At 64.7% G+C, this 15039-nt stretch carries 12 protein-coding genes; 5 read left to right on the top strand and 7 right to left on the bottom strand.

The features are described 5' to 3' along the window. Window positions 1-4 precede the first annotated feature (4 nt). The 6 genes from AC1RUR_RS33935 to AC1RUR_RS33910 all read right to left on the bottom strand — a co-directional run bounded on the left by AC1RUR_RS33935 (window position 5) and on the right by AC1RUR_RS33910 (window position 9466). Entirely contained in the window at window positions 5-1669 is a 1665-nt protein-coding gene (locus AC1RUR_RS33935) for a tannase/feruloyl esterase family alpha/beta hydrolase (protein ID WP_492852208.1), read from the bottom strand. A gap of 83 nt (window positions 1670-1752) precedes the next feature. Continuing rightward, window positions 1753-2997, bottom strand: a complete 1245-nt coding sequence (serA, locus tag AC1RUR_RS33930) for a phosphoglycerate dehydrogenase (protein WP_492852206.1) — start codon at window positions 2995-2997, stop codon at window positions 1753-1755. A 122-nt stretch (window positions 2998-3119) separates the two neighbouring features. After that, window positions 3120-4352, bottom strand: a complete 1233-nt coding sequence (locus tag AC1RUR_RS33925) for a rhodanese-like domain-containing protein (protein ID WP_492852204.1) — start codon at window positions 4350-4352, stop codon at window positions 3120-3122. A gap of 101 nt (window positions 4353-4453) precedes the next feature. Then, window positions 4454-5743 carry a DUF1963 domain-containing protein gene (locus AC1RUR_RS33920; protein WP_492852202.1) on the bottom strand — a complete coding sequence of 430 codons (1290 nt, stop codon included), beginning with the start codon at window positions 5741-5743 and terminating at the stop codon, window positions 4454-4456. A gap of 150 nt (window positions 5744-5893) precedes the next feature. Next, window positions 5894-7087, bottom strand: coding sequence for a PepSY-associated TM helix domain-containing protein (locus AC1RUR_RS33915; protein WP_492852200.1), 1194 nt, complete (start codon window positions 7085-7087; stop codon window positions 5894-5896). A gap of 63 nt (window positions 7088-7150) precedes the next feature. After that, window positions 7151-9466, bottom strand: a complete 2316-nt coding sequence (locus AC1RUR_RS33910; RefSeq protein ID WP_492852361.1) for a TonB-dependent siderophore receptor — start codon at window positions 9464-9466, stop codon at window positions 7151-7153. Between the two features lie 452 nt (window positions 9467-9918). Between AC1RUR_RS33910 and AC1RUR_RS33905 the strand changes: the two genes are divergently transcribed. Genes AC1RUR_RS33905 through AC1RUR_RS33890 form a run of 4 tightly spaced genes read left to right on the top strand, consistent with a single transcriptional unit; the run spans window position 9919 to window position 12548 of the window. Beyond that, window positions 9919-10371 (top strand): MarR family winged helix-turn-helix transcriptional regulator, encoded by a 453-nt coding sequence (locus AC1RUR_RS33905; protein ID WP_492852198.1) that lies wholly within the window; start codon window positions 9919-9921, stop codon window positions 10369-10371. A gap of 55 nt (window positions 10372-10426) precedes the next feature. Beyond that, the gene (locus AC1RUR_RS33900) at window positions 10427-10996 is read left to right on the top strand and encodes an isochorismatase family protein (protein ID WP_492825859.1); all 570 of its coding nucleotides are present in this window, start codon (window positions 10427-10429) and stop codon (window positions 10994-10996) included. Beyond that, window positions 10993-11322, top strand: coding sequence for a hypothetical protein (locus tag AC1RUR_RS33895; protein ID WP_492852196.1), 330 nt, complete (start codon window positions 10993-10995; stop codon window positions 11320-11322). Before AC1RUR_RS33900 ends, AC1RUR_RS33895 begins: the two co-directional genes overlap by 4 nt. Then, window positions 11319-12548, top strand: a complete 1230-nt coding sequence (locus tag AC1RUR_RS33890) for an MFS transporter (protein WP_492852194.1) — start codon at window positions 11319-11321, stop codon at window positions 12546-12548. The genes AC1RUR_RS33895 and AC1RUR_RS33890 overlap by 4 nt, the downstream gene beginning before the upstream one ends. 8 nt (window positions 12549-12556) lie before the next feature. Here the strand turns inward: AC1RUR_RS33890 and AC1RUR_RS33885 are convergent, their stop codons facing one another. Beyond that, on the bottom strand, window positions 12557-13441 hold the full coding sequence (locus AC1RUR_RS33885; RefSeq protein WP_492852192.1) for a dihydrodipicolinate synthase family protein: 885 nt from the start codon (window positions 13439-13441) through the stop codon (window positions 12557-12559). A 177-nt stretch (window positions 13442-13618) separates the two neighbouring features. Here AC1RUR_RS33885 and AC1RUR_RS33880 point away from each other — a divergent pair, with 177 nt between their 5' ends. Then, a complete protein-coding gene (locus tag AC1RUR_RS33880) occupies window positions 13619-15031 on the top strand; it encodes an FAD-binding oxidoreductase (protein WP_492852190.1) in 1413 nt (470 codons plus the stop codon). The last annotated feature ends 8 nt before the right edge of the window (window positions 15032-15039 follow it).

Raw genomic sequence — 15039 nt, 5'->3', positions numbered from 1 at the left:
GACCTTACGGCGCGCAGGTAAAGCTTGCGGCCTCCGCCACCGGGCCGCTCTTGTAGTGCGGCCAGGACGGCCAGCGGCACAACGGCAGCGCTCGCGCCACCGCAAACGACGGCGCTTCGACCTTCTGCTCGGTGACTTCCAGATCGCCGGGCGCCTTGCCTTTCTCGACCCAGTCGACCAGCGCGCTCAGCATGTCGACATTGGCGGGCGCGCCGGAGCCGACATGATCGACGCCGGGCGCGGTGTAGAGCCGCGCGAACTCCGCGGTCTCCGCCTTGCCGAGCTTGCGCTCGACGCTTTCGAAATAGCGGATGCCGGCATAGGGACTCTGCGCGTAGTCGGCCATGTGCTCGAGCATGATCAGCCGGCCGCCGCGCCCGCGAAAACGGCTGAGATCGGGATCGGTCGAATCCATCAGGCTGGAGACTTCGAGCAACCGCGCCTTGTGGTCCTCCACCTTGTAGGTGGTGACGTCGAGCTTGGGATCGCGCGCAAACACATATTGGATGCCGCCGGCACCGTAGATCCACGCGATTCCGTTGTTCGGTGCGGGCGGTTGCGCCGGCGGCGCGGTGCCGAGCCACCACGCCGTCCAGCCGCCGGTCGGGCCAACCGCGGGCGTATCCTCACCCGAAACGCCCCAACCCGGATAGTCGTCGAGACCATTGGCGAGCGGAAACGGGAATTTGTAGGTCGCGTGCAGCGTGTTCACGGCCTTGATCTGTGTGTCGGTGAGACACTGGTCGCCCGTCTTGCCGGCCTCGCAGCGCAGCGTCTCGACCTTGAATGACGCCTTGCAGGCGACGGGATCCTGCACCAGCGCGTCGTCGGAGCCGTCTGCCTTGTCGCACGCGGCACGCACCGCGTCGCCGACGAGCTTCACCTGTGCCGGATTGATCCAGCCGTCACCCATGGTCGCAAGCCCCGAGCGGGTGCCGGCATGCTGGAGGCCGACCCAGTTGATCACGGGCACGCGGGCGAAGATGCCGTCGAAACCATCGGGGTAGCGCTGCGCCATGGTCAGGCCCTCGCGGCCCCCCTCGGACGAGCCCATGAAATACATCTTCTCCGGCTTCCTGCCGTAGGCGCGCTCCATCAGCGCGACGGCAGCGTCGCGCACCTTCTTGTAGGCGCGATGGGCAAAGTTCTCGAAGGCCTCGTCGTTGAGCGCGAACACCTGCGGCGGCTCGCCCGGCTTGGTCTCGTGACCGGAATCGGTGCCGTAGGTGACGAAGCCACGGGCAAGCGGCGACGGCTTGTCGAACGGATAGGCCGGCGGCAGCGCAAGACCCGTGATCAGCACGCCGTTGAACCCGCCGCCGCCATATTGCACCGACCGTCCGTTCCATTCGACGGGAAGGTTGACCTGGAATTTGATCGGCGGCGCCTTGGGATCGACGGGATCGATATGTCCGAGCACCTTGCAAAAGCCGGGATTGGCCGGCGTGATGCGCCCCGATGGCGTCGGCCCGCGTTCTGCAACAGCCAGCGGCGAAGGCGCCTGCAAGGTCGTGGAATCGATTTTCACGGCATCGGCCCCGCCGGCGAGACCTTTGCAGACCGTGTCGGCGTCCTCGATCAACGTCGTCGCGGTTGCGGCGCGCACGCCTGCCAGTGCCGTCACCAGGCCTGCGAGCAGCAGGCACAGCTTCGCTTCAATTCGCGCCATCGTTTCCACCCGGCTTTCGTTGTTATCGTTTTCAGTCCACGGCCGCATTCAATGCGACCGTGCGCCGGGCGTCAACAAAAGCTCTAGTGTTCGAATACCAGCCGCGCGCCGATTGTGCCGTCGAGGGCGCGGATTTGCTGGAGCAGCGTGCCTGAATCCTGGCCCGCAAGGTCCGCGTCGAGCACGACGTAGCCGAGGTCGCCGGCGGTCTCCAGATATTGCGCGGCGATGTTGATGTCGCGCTGGAGGAAGACTTCGTTCAGCCGCCGCAGCATGCCCGGCACGTTGCGATGGACGTGGCTGAAACGCGCGCCGGAGGGCCGCAAGTGCAACTGCACCTCCGGGAAGTTCACCGCGCCCATGGTCGATCCCGTGATGAAATAGTCGACCAGCTTGCGCGCGACCTCGCCGCCGATGCGCTCCTGCGCCTCCTCGGTCGAGCCGCCGATATGCGGGGTGAGGATGACGTTGCCGAGGCCCTGCACCGGGCTCTTGAAGCGATCGGAATTCGACGACGGCTCGACCGGAAACACGTCGATCGCCGCACCGGCGAGATGGCCGTCGCGCAAGGCGCGAGCCAGCGCGTCGAGATCGACCACGGTGCCGCGGCTGTTGTTGATCAGGAACGAGCCCGGCTTCATCGCCCGCAGCTCCTTCTCGCCGATCATGCCCGCGGTCTCCGGCGTCTCCGGCACATGCAGGCTGACGACGTCGCTCTGCGCCAGCAACTCCTCCAGCTTCTCGACCGGCTCGGTGTTGCCGTGGCGAAGCTTGTCGGTGCGGTCGTAATAGATCACGCGCATGCCCATCGCCTCAGCAAGAGTCGAGAGCTGCGAGCCGATATTGCCGTAGCCGATGATGCCGAGGGTGCGGCCGCGCACCTCGCGGCTGCCGGTCGCGGACTTGTCCCAGCCTCCGTCATGGGCGGACACGGAGCGCGGAAAAATCTGCCGCAGCAGCATCACGATCTCGCCGATCACGAGCTCGGCGACGCTGCGCGTGTTGGAGAACGGCGCGTTGAAGACGGGAATGCCGCGCTTGCGCGCCGCCAGCAGATCCACCTGGTTGGTGCCGACGCTGAAGCAGCCGACGGCAAGGAGCTGATCGGCGGCCGCCAGCACCTCATCGGTGATCTGGGTGCGCGAGCGGATGCCGAGCAACGACACGCCCTTGAGGGCCTGTCGCAGGTGCTCGCCGTCCAGCGCCTTGGTGAGCCGCTCGACATTGGTGAAGCCCGCGCTCCGGAACAGGTCCATGGCGCTGTCGTTGACGCCTTCGAGCAGCAGCGCCTTCGCGCTCCGCTCAGGGTTTTGGCCTGGGGCTGGCATAGAATCTCCATCAGTGGCGGCTTTGCCGCGTCTCATAGACCGCGGGGGAGGCCCAGCACAATAGGGGTCGGATACGGGAACAAGATGGCGCGAGGATAGGCGCTATGACGCCATCAGCCCCGTCAAATCACATAAAACCCGTGCGTGCCGTCGAGACGGAGCTGCTCGACGAGGCCGTATTCCCAATCGAGATAGGCTTGCATCGCGCGTTCGGCGACGTCGGTACCTTCGTAGGGCCGGCGGTAGCGGTGGGCCGGATCGGGTCTGGGCAGCACGAGCGGCGGACCGACCTCGAGCGCGCCGTCATAGCCGCCCTCGAGCACATGGACCTCCCAACCCATCTGCGCGAGCCAGGATGCCGTCATGTCGGCGCGGACGCCCTTGTCGTCGGTCAGGAGAATCCGCGCGCCGCGCACGGGCGCGGCCATGTCGGTCTCCTGCACGAGCTGACCGCCCGGATAGTGCCGGAAGCCCGGGAGATGACCGGCCGCATATTCTTCCGCCTCGCGCACGTCGAAGCGGTAGAGCGTGCGGTCGACATCCGCCGCAAGCGCGGCGGCTTCGCGCGCCCCAATGTGGCGCACACCGGCGCGATAGGCGACGTCGCGGGCATTGGCCGGACCGCCTTTGAACGGCCCGATCGCGCCGCGCCGGTCGGCGCCGTGGTTGAGCGCATGCCGCGCCAGCGTCCAGCCGATGGTGCCGTTGCGCAGTGCCCGCACCTTGTTTGGCACGCCGGCATTGATCAGCGACTGGGTGCCGATGATCGAGCGCGTACGCCCGGCGCAATTGACGATGATGGTGGTGTCGGGATCGGGCGCGGCCTGGCCTGCCCGCAGCACCAGCTCCGCGCCGGGCACGCTGACCGAGCCCGGAATGTTCATGGTCGCGTATTCGTCGAAGCGGCGGACGTCGAGGATGGCGATGTTGGCCTTGTCCGCGATGAGTTTCGCAACCTCGTCGGCGCTGAACGAGGGCGTGTGCCGCCGCGACTCGACCAGCTCACCGAACGCTTTCGAATAGGAGTTGACGTCCTCGAACACCTGATAGCCGGCAGCGCGCCAGGCCTTCAGATCGCCTTCGAGCGCACTGATATTGGTATAGCCGAGAGCTGCAAGCCGCTCGGCGCCCAGCGCAACAAGCCCCTCACCGTCATCATACAGCACGACCGCCACGTCCTTGCGCGGCAGTCTGACCTCGGCCTCGATTGCGATCCGGTCCGCGGCCATGTTCGCCGCGAACAGGGGATGGCCGGTGGCGAAGGCGGCCTCGTATCTGAGATCGAGCAGTGCAATCTCCTCGCGCAGCAGCAGCGCGCGGCGGATATCGGCGGGAGTGACGGTCGGAAGCTTCATGGCGGAAACCTTGAGGGGACCAGAAGCTTTTGAACCATTGTCGCGGCGTTGACTAGTCATACCTGGCAACAGCGCCGTCGCCCTACTGCGCGGGCATCGCCCTAGTCGCATTCATATGTGGCAGTAACGCGCGAAAAATCGAGTTGGGTGAGTGCATCCCGGTCGATCCAGAAATGAAGCGCACACCCGGTGTTGGAATGCCAATTGAAAAAGGCAGGATCGCCTTGCACCTGGAGCAACAACATGTCTTCAAGATGCACCTCCGTCGCATCTTGCGGACCACTGCCATATCCCAGCATCTGATGAAGTGCCGTTTCAAAATGCCGGCGTTGCCCGTCTTTCACGGTTGGCGTCTTCCAGTGGTTCTGCCGCTCAAGATTCGCAACATAGCGGAGAGGAGCATCCTCGGACGCATCGTCATCCTGGGTCGCCATGCAACGGATCGTGTGGTTGATGACATGCCCCAGATCCGCCCCCAAAATGAACGGATATGTGGCAACCTGTTCCTTCATCTTCTCATAGGCCCGCATGACATCGATCCACCAAGATCTGAAGGCCGTTTTTACCTCGGGATCGACGCCGTCCATTGGTGTCAGTGCTCGGCAACGTTCCAGCCAACCGATCGCGCCGGCGCGTAAGCGCTTCAATTCCGCACCCGCGTCGCCGGTGGGCGGCGTGTAATAGGTTCCAGGGGTCAGATCGCGCTGAGCATGCAGCAAGATTGAGCGGACCACATAGGTGATCAAGAGCCAGTTGAAGGGCCAATCCTCGTCTTTCTCGTATTCGGCCACTGCCCGGAACTCAAGCAGATCACTTTGCTGCGGCTCACCCGGACCCAACGCCTTGCACAATTCTTCGATCATGAGTTCGCCTCCAGTGGGATCCCCGTCGAAGTAAAAGTCACGGAATGGCAGGAATGAAAGCGGGTACTTGAATTCGACCTTGGAATGAAAATCGAGCGCGGGATCGAGCCACCTGACCTGAGCGTCTCCACCAGCACCCGCCAATGGCATGAGATTTGGTGGTGGAGCACGGTCTGGATACGCACCGCCATCGGTCGGACTATAGAGGACGCGGCAAGGTGGATGCCCTACACCAACAAACACCGAGCTGCAGAAGAAATAGAGTGTGCCCTGCTTCGGAAGCGGCGACCAACCGGCACCAGGCACTTCGGCCAAGTCGATCTGGGCGACGAAGGTGAGAGCCACAGTCTCTGGCGTCACGTCCGCCGTGACGTCAGCCACAGGCCACTCGAACTGCGGTGGAAGCCTGGGAAGTCCGCCAAAGAAACTTCGCGCCGGATGAGTGAGCGGCACGGGCAAGTCGCTACGCCTCACGAGGACTGCCGGTAATGCTGTTTCTTCAAGCTCGTCTCGTTCGGATCGCGCCATCAGGCCCCACCACTTCAGCGTGCACCATCTGAATCGATGCCATTTCGCGAAGCCGCCGACAAGCGTTTCTTGTCGCCGCGGCATAAGCTTGTCTGCAACCGCTGTGATGGACTGCCGAGCGCAATGGGCCGTCGGCCGGGCCGTTTGCAATCACTCGCCCGGAACGAGTCGCCCGAGCGGCGGCCGTACCGGGCGCCGCAACCTGCGACGCGATAGATAGAGCAGGATGCCGGTGACCGCGAACAGCGGCATCAGCGCCGCGGCCATCATGAACACGAGCTTGCCGGGCCAGCCCAGGACGGCGCCGCGGTGGATGTCGAGCAGGTTTGCGATGATCTTCTCGCCGAACGTCTTGTCGGCATAGCGCTCCGCGGACACCAGCTGGCCGGTCACCGCATCGATGCGGAATTCGTCGCGCGTGGTATCGAGCGTCGCGTCCTTCCCCCACGAACGGATCCGGATCGCCGTACCCTGTCCGGCCGGGAGCGTCAGCAAGGCCCTGGAGAAGCGGTCACCCTCCTCGCGCCGGAACGTCGTCCATGCCTGATCGAATCCGACCGGCTGGACCGAGTCAGATCCGGCGGATGCGCGCGACGTCTTTGCAGGCATCTTGGGCTGCATCTTCGCAGCAGTGACCTCTGGACGCGACAGCAGCCAGACGACGCCGTCCTTGTACCAGTCGAACGAATACCAGAGTCCGGTGAGCGTCATCACCAGATAGACCGGAAGGACCCAGGTGCCGATGACGGCATGCAGCGACCGGTGCAGCCCGCGTCCGCTGAGCCCGAGATTGGGCTTCAGCCATATCTTCACGCTGCCCCCACGACGCGGCCAGCGCAGCACAAGGCCCGAGACCAGCATGACGATCAGCCCGAGCGCGGCGACGCCGGTGATCTGGCGGCCCCATCCCTTGGCATCGCCGGGGATGAGCAGCCAGCGATGCAGCTTGCGGACGGTCGCGAAAAACTCTTCGCCGCGCGGCGCACCGAGCACGTGCGCGTCATAGGGATCGACATAGAGCGAATTCGGCCGCGTGCCCTGCTCGTCGCGCGCGAAACGGACGCGCACGGCGGCAGCGGGGTCGCTCGACAGCATGACGGCCGAAACCTTGCCGAGGTCCTGCCCCGCCTTCAACCGAGCCACCAGTTCGTCCGGCATCAGCGCTGGCGTCTGACGCAGTGCAACCCGCATGATGCCGGCGTTGAGATGATCGACGATCTCGTCCTCGAAACTCATGATCGCGCCGGTCAGCGCGATCAGGGCGATCAGCAGCGCGAGCACGAGGCCCGCGATGGAATGGACCTGGAGCAGGACGGACTTGATGGTCTGCCCTGCCCTACTCATCGCAGTCGGCCTTCATGATCGGCCCGATCGGCAAACCAGCGTGGGTGTGCCGCACGGCCATCGCTAGAACTTCACCGTTGCCGACAGCGACACCCGGCGCGCGTCGCCGATCGCGACGTTCAGATTGTTGACGGCGGAGGGATAGTAGACGGTGTCGAACAGATTCTTGACGTTGAACTGATAGATCACCGGCGTGTTCTGGTATTTCGTCTCATAGGTCGCAAAAATATCGGCGACCACGTAGGACGGCAAGAAGAAGGTATTGGTCGAATCGCCGGGGCGGTCGCCGACATAGCGCGCGCCGCCGCCGAGGCGAAGCTGGCCGGGCAATGCGGTGCCGAAGTCGTAGACCAGATAGAGCGATGCGGTGTTCAGGGCGACGTTCTGGAGCTTCTTGCCGAGCAACGTCAGATCCTCGGATGCCGTCACGCGAGCGTCAGTATAGCCATAGCTGCCAATCAGCGCCCAGCTGTCGGTGAGCCTGCCGGTGACGTCCAACTCGACGCCACGCGAGCGGGCGCGGCCAACGGTGTGGAGTTCCACTACGCCTGCACTGTTCGTCTTCGTCGTCTGTACGTTCTTCTTGTCCAGGTCGTAGAGCGCCAGCGTGCCGGAGATACGCTTGTTCAGATCGAACTTGACGCCAGTTTCGTATGACACGCCTTCTTCCGGCGCGACATTGGAGTCGATCACGACGCCGATCGGCGCAATGGTCGAATTCGGCTTCAGCGATTGGGTGTAGCTCGCATAGAGCGAGATTTCGTCGGTGAGCTTGAAAATGGCGCCGCCAAGCGGAAGCACCTTGTCCTGGGACACATTGGTGTTGGTGACGAAAGGTTTCCCGCGACCGGCGATCTGGTCGTAGTCCATGTAGCGCACACCGCCGACCAGCGCGAAGCGTTCGGTGAGATGCAACGTGTCCTGGAAGAACAGCGACCACTGGCCGAGCTTGTCGGTCTGGGCACTGTCGGAATTTGACGGCGTCGTCCCCGGCCCGATCAACCCGTAGACGGGGTTGTAGACATTGAAGGCCGGAGTTGACTGCCGGATCAAAGTGTCTCGGTAGATGGTGCGATACTGACCGTCGCCACCGAACACGACGTCATTGCGCATGTTGCCCAGCCAGAAGCCGCCGGAAATGTAGGAAGTTCCGTAGCTGACATTGCTGAGCGAACTCCCCGTGCCATCATTGCTGCGCGTCTCGGCGCCGGTCGTGAAGTTGATGCCGGTGATGCGGAGCTGGTTGGCGCTGAAGGTTTCGGTATTATAGCTGTAGCCGGCGTAGAGCTTCCAGTCCTGATTGAAGCGATGCTCGACCGACGCTTGGATCAGATCCGACGTGCCCCATGTGTTGTTGAAGGGCTCGTCGAGCCGGCGAGTTGCGGGAACCGCCAGCGGAGCTTTCGTCACCGGATTGAACGCTGTACCGCGATCGAACGGATAGATGAACTCGCGGTGCTCGTAGTTGAGCTGCACCGTGGTATCCTGGCCGTACCAGGCCAGTGACGGCGCCACCAGCATCTCGCGGTGACGGCCGAAATTGCGCCAGTAATCCTCGCTAACGCCGTAGCCGATGAAGCGATAGGCAAGGCCCTGGTCGCCGATCGGACCAGTGACATCGAGCAGGCCGTCAGCACCGGTTTTGGAGGCACTGAAAGCGGAGCCGAGCAGCGTGACCGAGCCGTGCTGATAGAGCTCGGGCCGCTTGCTGATGGTGTTGACGATGCCGCCGGGGTCCATGATGCCGTAGAGCAGCGAGGCCGGTCCCTTCAGCACCTCGACGCTTTCGACCGCGGGATTGAAGCTACGGCCCTGCACCAGCGGCATGCCATTGCGCATGATCGAGCCGTCGCGGTTGTCGCCGAAGCCGCGGCGGATCACCGCGTCCTGGCTGCCGGCAAGCGTGTTGGTCTGGGTGATGCCGGAGACATTGATGAGCGCATCGTCGATGTTGCGCGGGAGCTGGTCCTTCAACACCTGTTCGGGCACGACGTTGACCGCCTGCGAGGTATTGAGCGGCGAGGCACCACTGCGCAGCGTGGTCGCGCTCGGCATCGCGCGGTAGCCGAGCTTGGCGGCTTGCTGTGCGGCGGCTTCAGCCGCGGCGCGCTCCGACGGCGTCGGTGCTGCGGGTGCGGGATTGCGGCTGGGCTGGCGGCGCGCGGCGGTCTGCGTGCGGCGTGAAGACTGCTCCGATGCGCGCGCCGGCCTCGGCCGCTGCGCCGGCGCCTCCACCGTCACCGGCGGCAGCGCCGATTGCGCCTGTGCGGTCGTCGTGCTGGAGGGGCATTCGGCGAGCAGCACGGCTGCTCCGATGAGAAGACCTGCACGGCTTCCGCCGGCACGAGTTCGGTGGCCGCTGACGCGCTGGCCATCCATAAAGGCACGCACTTTCGATTCACTTCCAAGTCAGACACAGCATTGAAGCTGGCGCGTCTAGCAGCCGCTGTGAACGAAGAGAACATACCGACGATTTGAATCGCTCTAGTGTTGAATCGTTCTAATTGCGGTCGCGGCTGCATGACGACGAGTCGACTCGGATTGCGATGCTTCCGTGAGCACGAATCGGGTGTCGCAAGTGGAACTCCTGTAAAATGAGCAGGTCTGCACATTGTCGATGCCGACCACGTGTCGCTGGCGGCGCGGCAGCGTCAACGGGCCCGCGGCGACGCGACGCCTTGTCGCACAATCATTCCGCGGCGCGCAGCATCTCCCACGATTTGTCCGTGCCGTGATTGCGGCAAGCGATGCTCCCCGCTCACGTCTTTTTGTTCAGACGAACTGTACAGTTAATCTTTACAGACTACCTGTATATCTATACTCGGTTCGGCATGATCAGTTCCGCAGACCAACGCCCATCCGCGCGCGCCGGAGCGCTCGCAGAAGACCTTCGTTCGCTGGTCGGGAAGCTGAAGCGCCGGCTTCGCGAGCAGACAGGCCCCGAGGAACTGACGCCGTCCCAGGTATCCGTGCTGCTGCGCCTGGAAAAGGATGGCCCCGCGACGGTGTCGAGCCTGGCGCGATCGGAAAAGATGCGCCCGCAATCGATGAGCACCGCGGTCGCTGTCCTTCTGGACGCGGGCCTGGTCAACGGCGCCCCCGATCCGGAAGACGGCCGTCAGACCATCCTGTCGCTCACCAAGGCGTGCCGCGACCGGATCCGGGTCGGCCGCGCCGCCCGTCAGGACTGGCTCTCGCGCACCATTTCGGCGCGGCTTTCATTGCGGGAGCAGGACGAACTGGCCGCCGCCGTCGCCTTGCTCAAGCGACTGGTCGACGATTGATGCGGCCCCGCAGCATCCGCGGCGTGGAACTTGCGTTTGCGGACAGGACATCATCATGGCTCTCACAACGCTCGACCCGATCACTGCCCTCATTGTCGTTGACCTGCAACGCGGCATCGTCGGCTCATCTTCCGTCCATGCCGTGGGCGACGTCGTGGAGCGTGCCAGCACGCTGGCTGCTGCGTTTCGGCGGCATCGCCTGCCGGTCGCGCTGGTCAACGTCGATGGTGGAGCGCCGGGCCGCACCGAGCGGCCGCGTGCCGGCGGACCGTTTCCCGACGGATGGACCGCTCTCATTCCGGAGCTCGATCAACAGCCCGGCGATATCGCCGTGACCAAGCGGACATGGGGCGCATTCGCCAGCACCGATCTCGAAAGCCAGTTGCGATCGCGCGGCGTCACGCAGGTCGTCATTGCGGGCGTCGCCACCGGCACCGGCGTCGAGTCCACCGCGCGCCAGGCCTACGAGGCGGGCTTCAACGTCACCCTTGCCACCGATGCGATGACCGATCCGCGTCGCGAGGCGCACGACTACAGCATCGCAAGCGTCTTTCCGCGGCTCGGCGAGAGCGGCTCGACGCAAGCGATCATCGACTTGCTGGCAACACGGAGCGCGCAGGCATGAATTGGCTTCACCTGGTTTCCTATTTCTTTGGCGGCGCCTTTCTGACGAACGCCATTCCGCATCTCGTCAGCGGCCTGCGAGGCGAGCCGTTCCAAAGCCCATTCGCGCAGCCGCGCGGAGAAGGGCTATCCTCGTCGACGGTCAACGTGTTCTGGGGCTTCTTCAACGTGATCGTCGGATATCTCCTCGTCTGTCGTGTCGGGGAGTTTGCCCTGATGGACACGCGCGACGTCGGCGCGCTCGGACTTGGCGCCCTGCTCCTCAGCCTGTTTTGCGCGCGACACTTCGGCCGGTTCCACGGCGGCAACACGCCGACAGGTTCGTGAGCGTGCCGGCCGCGGGCACGTTTCGCTCACTGCGCAACTTCAATTACCGCGTCTGGGCTGCGGGCGCGCTGGTGTCCAATACCGGAACGTGGATGCAGCGCGCCGCCCAGGACTGGCTCGTTCTCACCGAGCTCACACGGCACAATGCGTCGGCTGTCGGCGTAGTGATGGCGCTCCAGTTCGGACCGCAGCTTCTGCTGATGCCGTGGACGGGTTTCGCGGCCGACCATTTCAACCAACGACGGCTTCTGATCGCGACGCAGGCGACGATGGGCGTGCTGGCCCTGGTCCTTGGTCTTCTCACCGTCACTGGCAAGGTAGAGCTCTGGCACGTCTACGTATTCGCCTTCCTGTTCGGCTGTGCCGCCGCCTTCGACGCCCCGGTGCGCCAGACATTCGTGGCCGAGCTCGTCGGCGACGGCGACCTCTCCAACGCCATCGCGCTGAACTCGACGTCTTTCAACGCCGCACGGATGATCGGGCCCGCAATCGCCGGGATCGTCATCGCCTCGATCGGCACCGGATGGGCGTTCCTGATCAACGCCGCATCCTTCATGGCGGTGCTTGGCTCACTCTCTCTGCTGCGCGCCTCGGAGCTTCGCCCAAACGCGCGGGCTCAGCGGGCCAAGGGCGGCATGACCGAGGGCTTTCGCTACGTCTGGGCGCGCGCGGATCTCAGGGCGATCATGATCATGCTGTTCCTGATCGGCACGTTCGGGCTGAACTTCCCGATCTTCATCTCGACCATGGCGGTCACCGTTTTCCACACCGATGCGCGCGGCTTTGGCCTGCTGTCGTCGACGATGGCGATCGGCACCATCTCCGGCGCATTGCTGGCCGCGGGGCGCGCCGAGCCGCGGTTCGTCTCGCTGCTGCTGGGGGCCGCGACTTTTGGGGCGGGCTGCACGCTGGCCGCGCTTGCACCCAGCTACTGGCTGTTCGCGGGCGCGCTGGTCGTGATCGGCGTGGCCGCCCTCACGGTCACCAATACGTCGAACAGCCTGATGCAACTCTCGACCGAACCGAGGATGAGGGGACGCGTGATGGCGTTGCGCCTCGGGGTGGCGCTTGGCGGCACGCCCATCGGTGCACCGATCGTCGGATGGGTGGCGGACAATCTGGGCCCACGCTGGGCGCTCGGGGTCGGTGCCGCGGCCGGCTTTGCGGCCGCACTCGTGGCGGTCCGCACGATGTCAGCCCCCACCTCGGACGATTGCCTCGAATGAAGGGCGGCCTAGGCGATGGCGGGAGTCGTCAACTCGTCCAGCTTCTGCTTGAGCGCCGTCCCATCAGCCAGGGCGCGCAGCGGCGGGCGCACACGGAGCCAGCCTGCATCGCCGGTCTGCGCCGCGAGGATCGCCTTGAGCGTTGGGAGGAAGGATGGTGACTTCACCACGATGTCGACCGCGGCTTGCATGCGCACTTCGACATCCTTGCCGTCGATCATCGCCTTGACCAGTTCCGGCGCGATATTGGCCATGCCGCAAATAGTGCCGGCTCCGCCGCCGGCGATCGCGCGGGCGATGTCGGTTTCATTGCCGACGGTGATGGCAAGCTCCGGCGCGGCTGCGCGGAATGCCTGGAACTGCTTGAAATCGCCACTGGAGTCTTTCAGGCCCGCAACCAGCTTACCGTAACGCTTGCGCAAGCTTGCGGCGACCGTAGTCGGGATCGCGACGCCGGAGATCTGCGGGATGTGATAGAGATAGGCGCACAGGCGATCGTCGGCGACGCCGTCGATGATTGCCGCGAAGGCATCCTCGATACCCTCGGGCGTGACGCTGCGATCGAAGTAGGGCGGCAACAGCAGCACATGGCGCAGGCCGAGGCCGAGCACGGCGCGCGTCAACGCGATGCTGTCGCTGATGGCGGGAAAGCCGCCGCCGATTCCGATACGTTCCGGCGCAACGCCGGCCTTGAGCATGGCCTCGATGGTCGCGACGCGTTCGGTGACATTGAACGAGGTTCCCTCGCCGGTGGTGCCGAACAGCACGACACCATCGACGCCTTTGGCGAAGAGCTGCTTGGCGTGCGCCGCAAGCTTTGCAGAATCCACGCTGCCGTCGGTCGCCAGCGGTGTCGCCGACGCCACCCAGAACCCGCCAATTGCCTCCGTCATCACACCACCCTTTGCTGCGGTCTCACGCTAAGTCACTGATCCATAACGATCTTTTTCGCCTAACGGAGCCATGTTTTTGCTTTACTTTCTACCTTGTACCTTACATACAAGAAGGACGCAAATCCCTGTCGCAGCAGGCGCGCGACAGTCGCGGCCGGATTTTTGAGGAGGTCTTGCATGGACATGGTGACCCCCGCGGAGCGTCCCGACCAATTGCTCGGCGCCTTGCGCGACAAGCTCGGCGCGGCCGCCGTGCTGATCGGCGCGGATGTGCCGGCGCGCAATTGCAACGACTGGAGCGCGAGCCTGCCGCAGACGCCGCGCGCGGTGATCCGTCCGCTCGACGCGCAGGGCGTGGCCGATGCGGTTACGACCTGCCGGCAGGCGCACCTGCCGTTCGTGCCGCAGGGCGGATTGACCGGACTGTGCCGCGGCGCCTCGCCTGAAGCGGGCTGGGTCGCGATCTCGCTGGAGCGCATGACCGGCATCGAGGAGATCGATCGCGCCTCGATGACGATGACGGTGAAATCAGGCACGCCGCTGGAGACGATCCAGAAGGCCGCGGATGAAGCCGGCTTCTTCTTTCCGCTCGATCTCGGCTCGCGCGGCTCCTGCGCGATCGGCGGCAATCTCTCCACCAATGCCGGCGGCAACCGCGTGATCCGCTACGGCATGACGCGCGAGCTGGTGCTCGGCCTCGAGGTGGTTCTGCCTGACGGCACCATCATCACCAATCTCAACAAGCTGATGAAGAACAATGCGGGCTACGATTTGAAGCATCTCTTCATCGGCTCGGAAGGCACGCTCGGCATCATCACCCGCGTGGTGCTGAAGCTGTTCCCGAAGCCGCGCTCGACCATGGCGGCGCTCTGCGCGCTGAAGGATTACGCGGCGGTGATCGACTTGCTCGGGGCCGCACGCAGCGGGCTCGGCCCGCTGCTGTCGGCGTTCGAGGTGATGTGGCCGGATTATTGGGACGTGATCACCACACGCGCCGGCGTGAAGCCGCCGGTCGCCGCGGGTCACGGTCTTTACGTGCTGGTGGAAGCGCAGGGGACTGACGAGAGTGTCGATGCGCCGCGCTTCCAAAGCTGGCTCGAAGAGCTGATGGAGCGCGGGCTGCTGGCCGACGCCGCCGTGGCGCAATCGCTGGCGCAGACGCAGGCCTTCTGGCGCGTACGCGACATCTGCGCCGAGTTCGGCCAGGTGCTGGGCCCGCACATCTCCTACGACATCGGCCTCGCCGTGGCGCGGATGGACGAGTTCGCCACGCGCTGCAAGGCAGCGTTGGCCTCCGGCATCAAGGGCTGCGAGAGCGTCTATTACGGCCATATCGGCGACGGCAATCTGCACCTCGTCTCCTGGGTCACCGGGCTCGCCGTCGCGCAGCAGCCGAAGGAGGAGATGGACGCGATCATCTACGGTCTCGTGCGCGAGATGGGCGGCAGCGTCTCCGCCGAGCACGGCATCGGCACGCTGAAGAAGAAGTGGCTGGGCCATGCCCGGAGCGAGCCCGAGATCGCGCTGATGCGGACGCTGAAGGCCGCGCTCGATCCCGATCATCTGCTCAATCCCGGCAAGGTGATCTGAGAGCAGCC

The organism is Bradyrhizobium sp. GW821-FHT12B03 (genome assembly GCF_058807535.1).
Note: the sequence above shows the minus strand (reverse complement) of the source record. Positions and strands in the feature narration are given on the sequence as shown.

Excerpts from the sequence above, each read along its gene's own strand:
- AC1RUR_RS33935 (WP_492852208.1), bottom strand. The coding sequence starts at position 1,669 with ATGGCGCGAATTGAAGCGAAGCTGTGCCTGCTGCTCGCAGGCCTGGTG.
- serA (WP_492852206.1), bottom strand. The coding sequence starts at position 2,997 with ATGCCAGCCCCAGGCCAAAACCCTGAGCGGAGCGCGAAGGCGCTGCTG.
- AC1RUR_RS33925 (WP_492852204.1), bottom strand. The coding sequence starts at position 4,352 with ATGAAGCTTCCGACCGTCACTCCCGCCGATATCCGCCGCGCGCTGCTG.
- AC1RUR_RS33920 (WP_492852202.1), bottom strand. The coding sequence starts at position 5,743 with ATGGCGCGATCCGAACGAGACGAGCTTGAAGAAACAGCATTACCGGCA.
- AC1RUR_RS33915 (WP_492852200.1), bottom strand. The coding sequence starts at position 7,087 with ATGAGTAGGGCAGGGCAGACCATCAAGTCCGTCCTGCTCCAGGTCCAT.
- AC1RUR_RS33910 (WP_492852361.1), bottom strand. The coding sequence starts at position 9,466 with ATGGATGGCCAGCGCGTCAGCGGCCACCGAACTCGTGCCGGCGGAAGC.
- AC1RUR_RS33905 (WP_492852198.1), top strand. The coding sequence starts at position 9,919 with ATGATCAGTTCCGCAGACCAACGCCCATCCGCGCGCGCCGGAGCGCTC.
- AC1RUR_RS33900 (WP_492825859.1), top strand. The coding sequence starts at position 10,427 with ATGGCTCTCACAACGCTCGACCCGATCACTGCCCTCATTGTCGTTGAC.
- AC1RUR_RS33895 (WP_492852196.1), top strand. The coding sequence starts at position 10,993 with ATGAATTGGCTTCACCTGGTTTCCTATTTCTTTGGCGGCGCCTTTCTG.
- AC1RUR_RS33885 (WP_492852192.1), bottom strand. The coding sequence starts at position 13,441 with ATGACGGAGGCAATTGGCGGGTTCTGGGTGGCGTCGGCGACACCGCTG.
- AC1RUR_RS33880 (WP_492852190.1), top strand. The coding sequence starts at position 13,619 with ATGGACATGGTGACCCCCGCGGAGCGTCCCGACCAATTGCTCGGCGCC.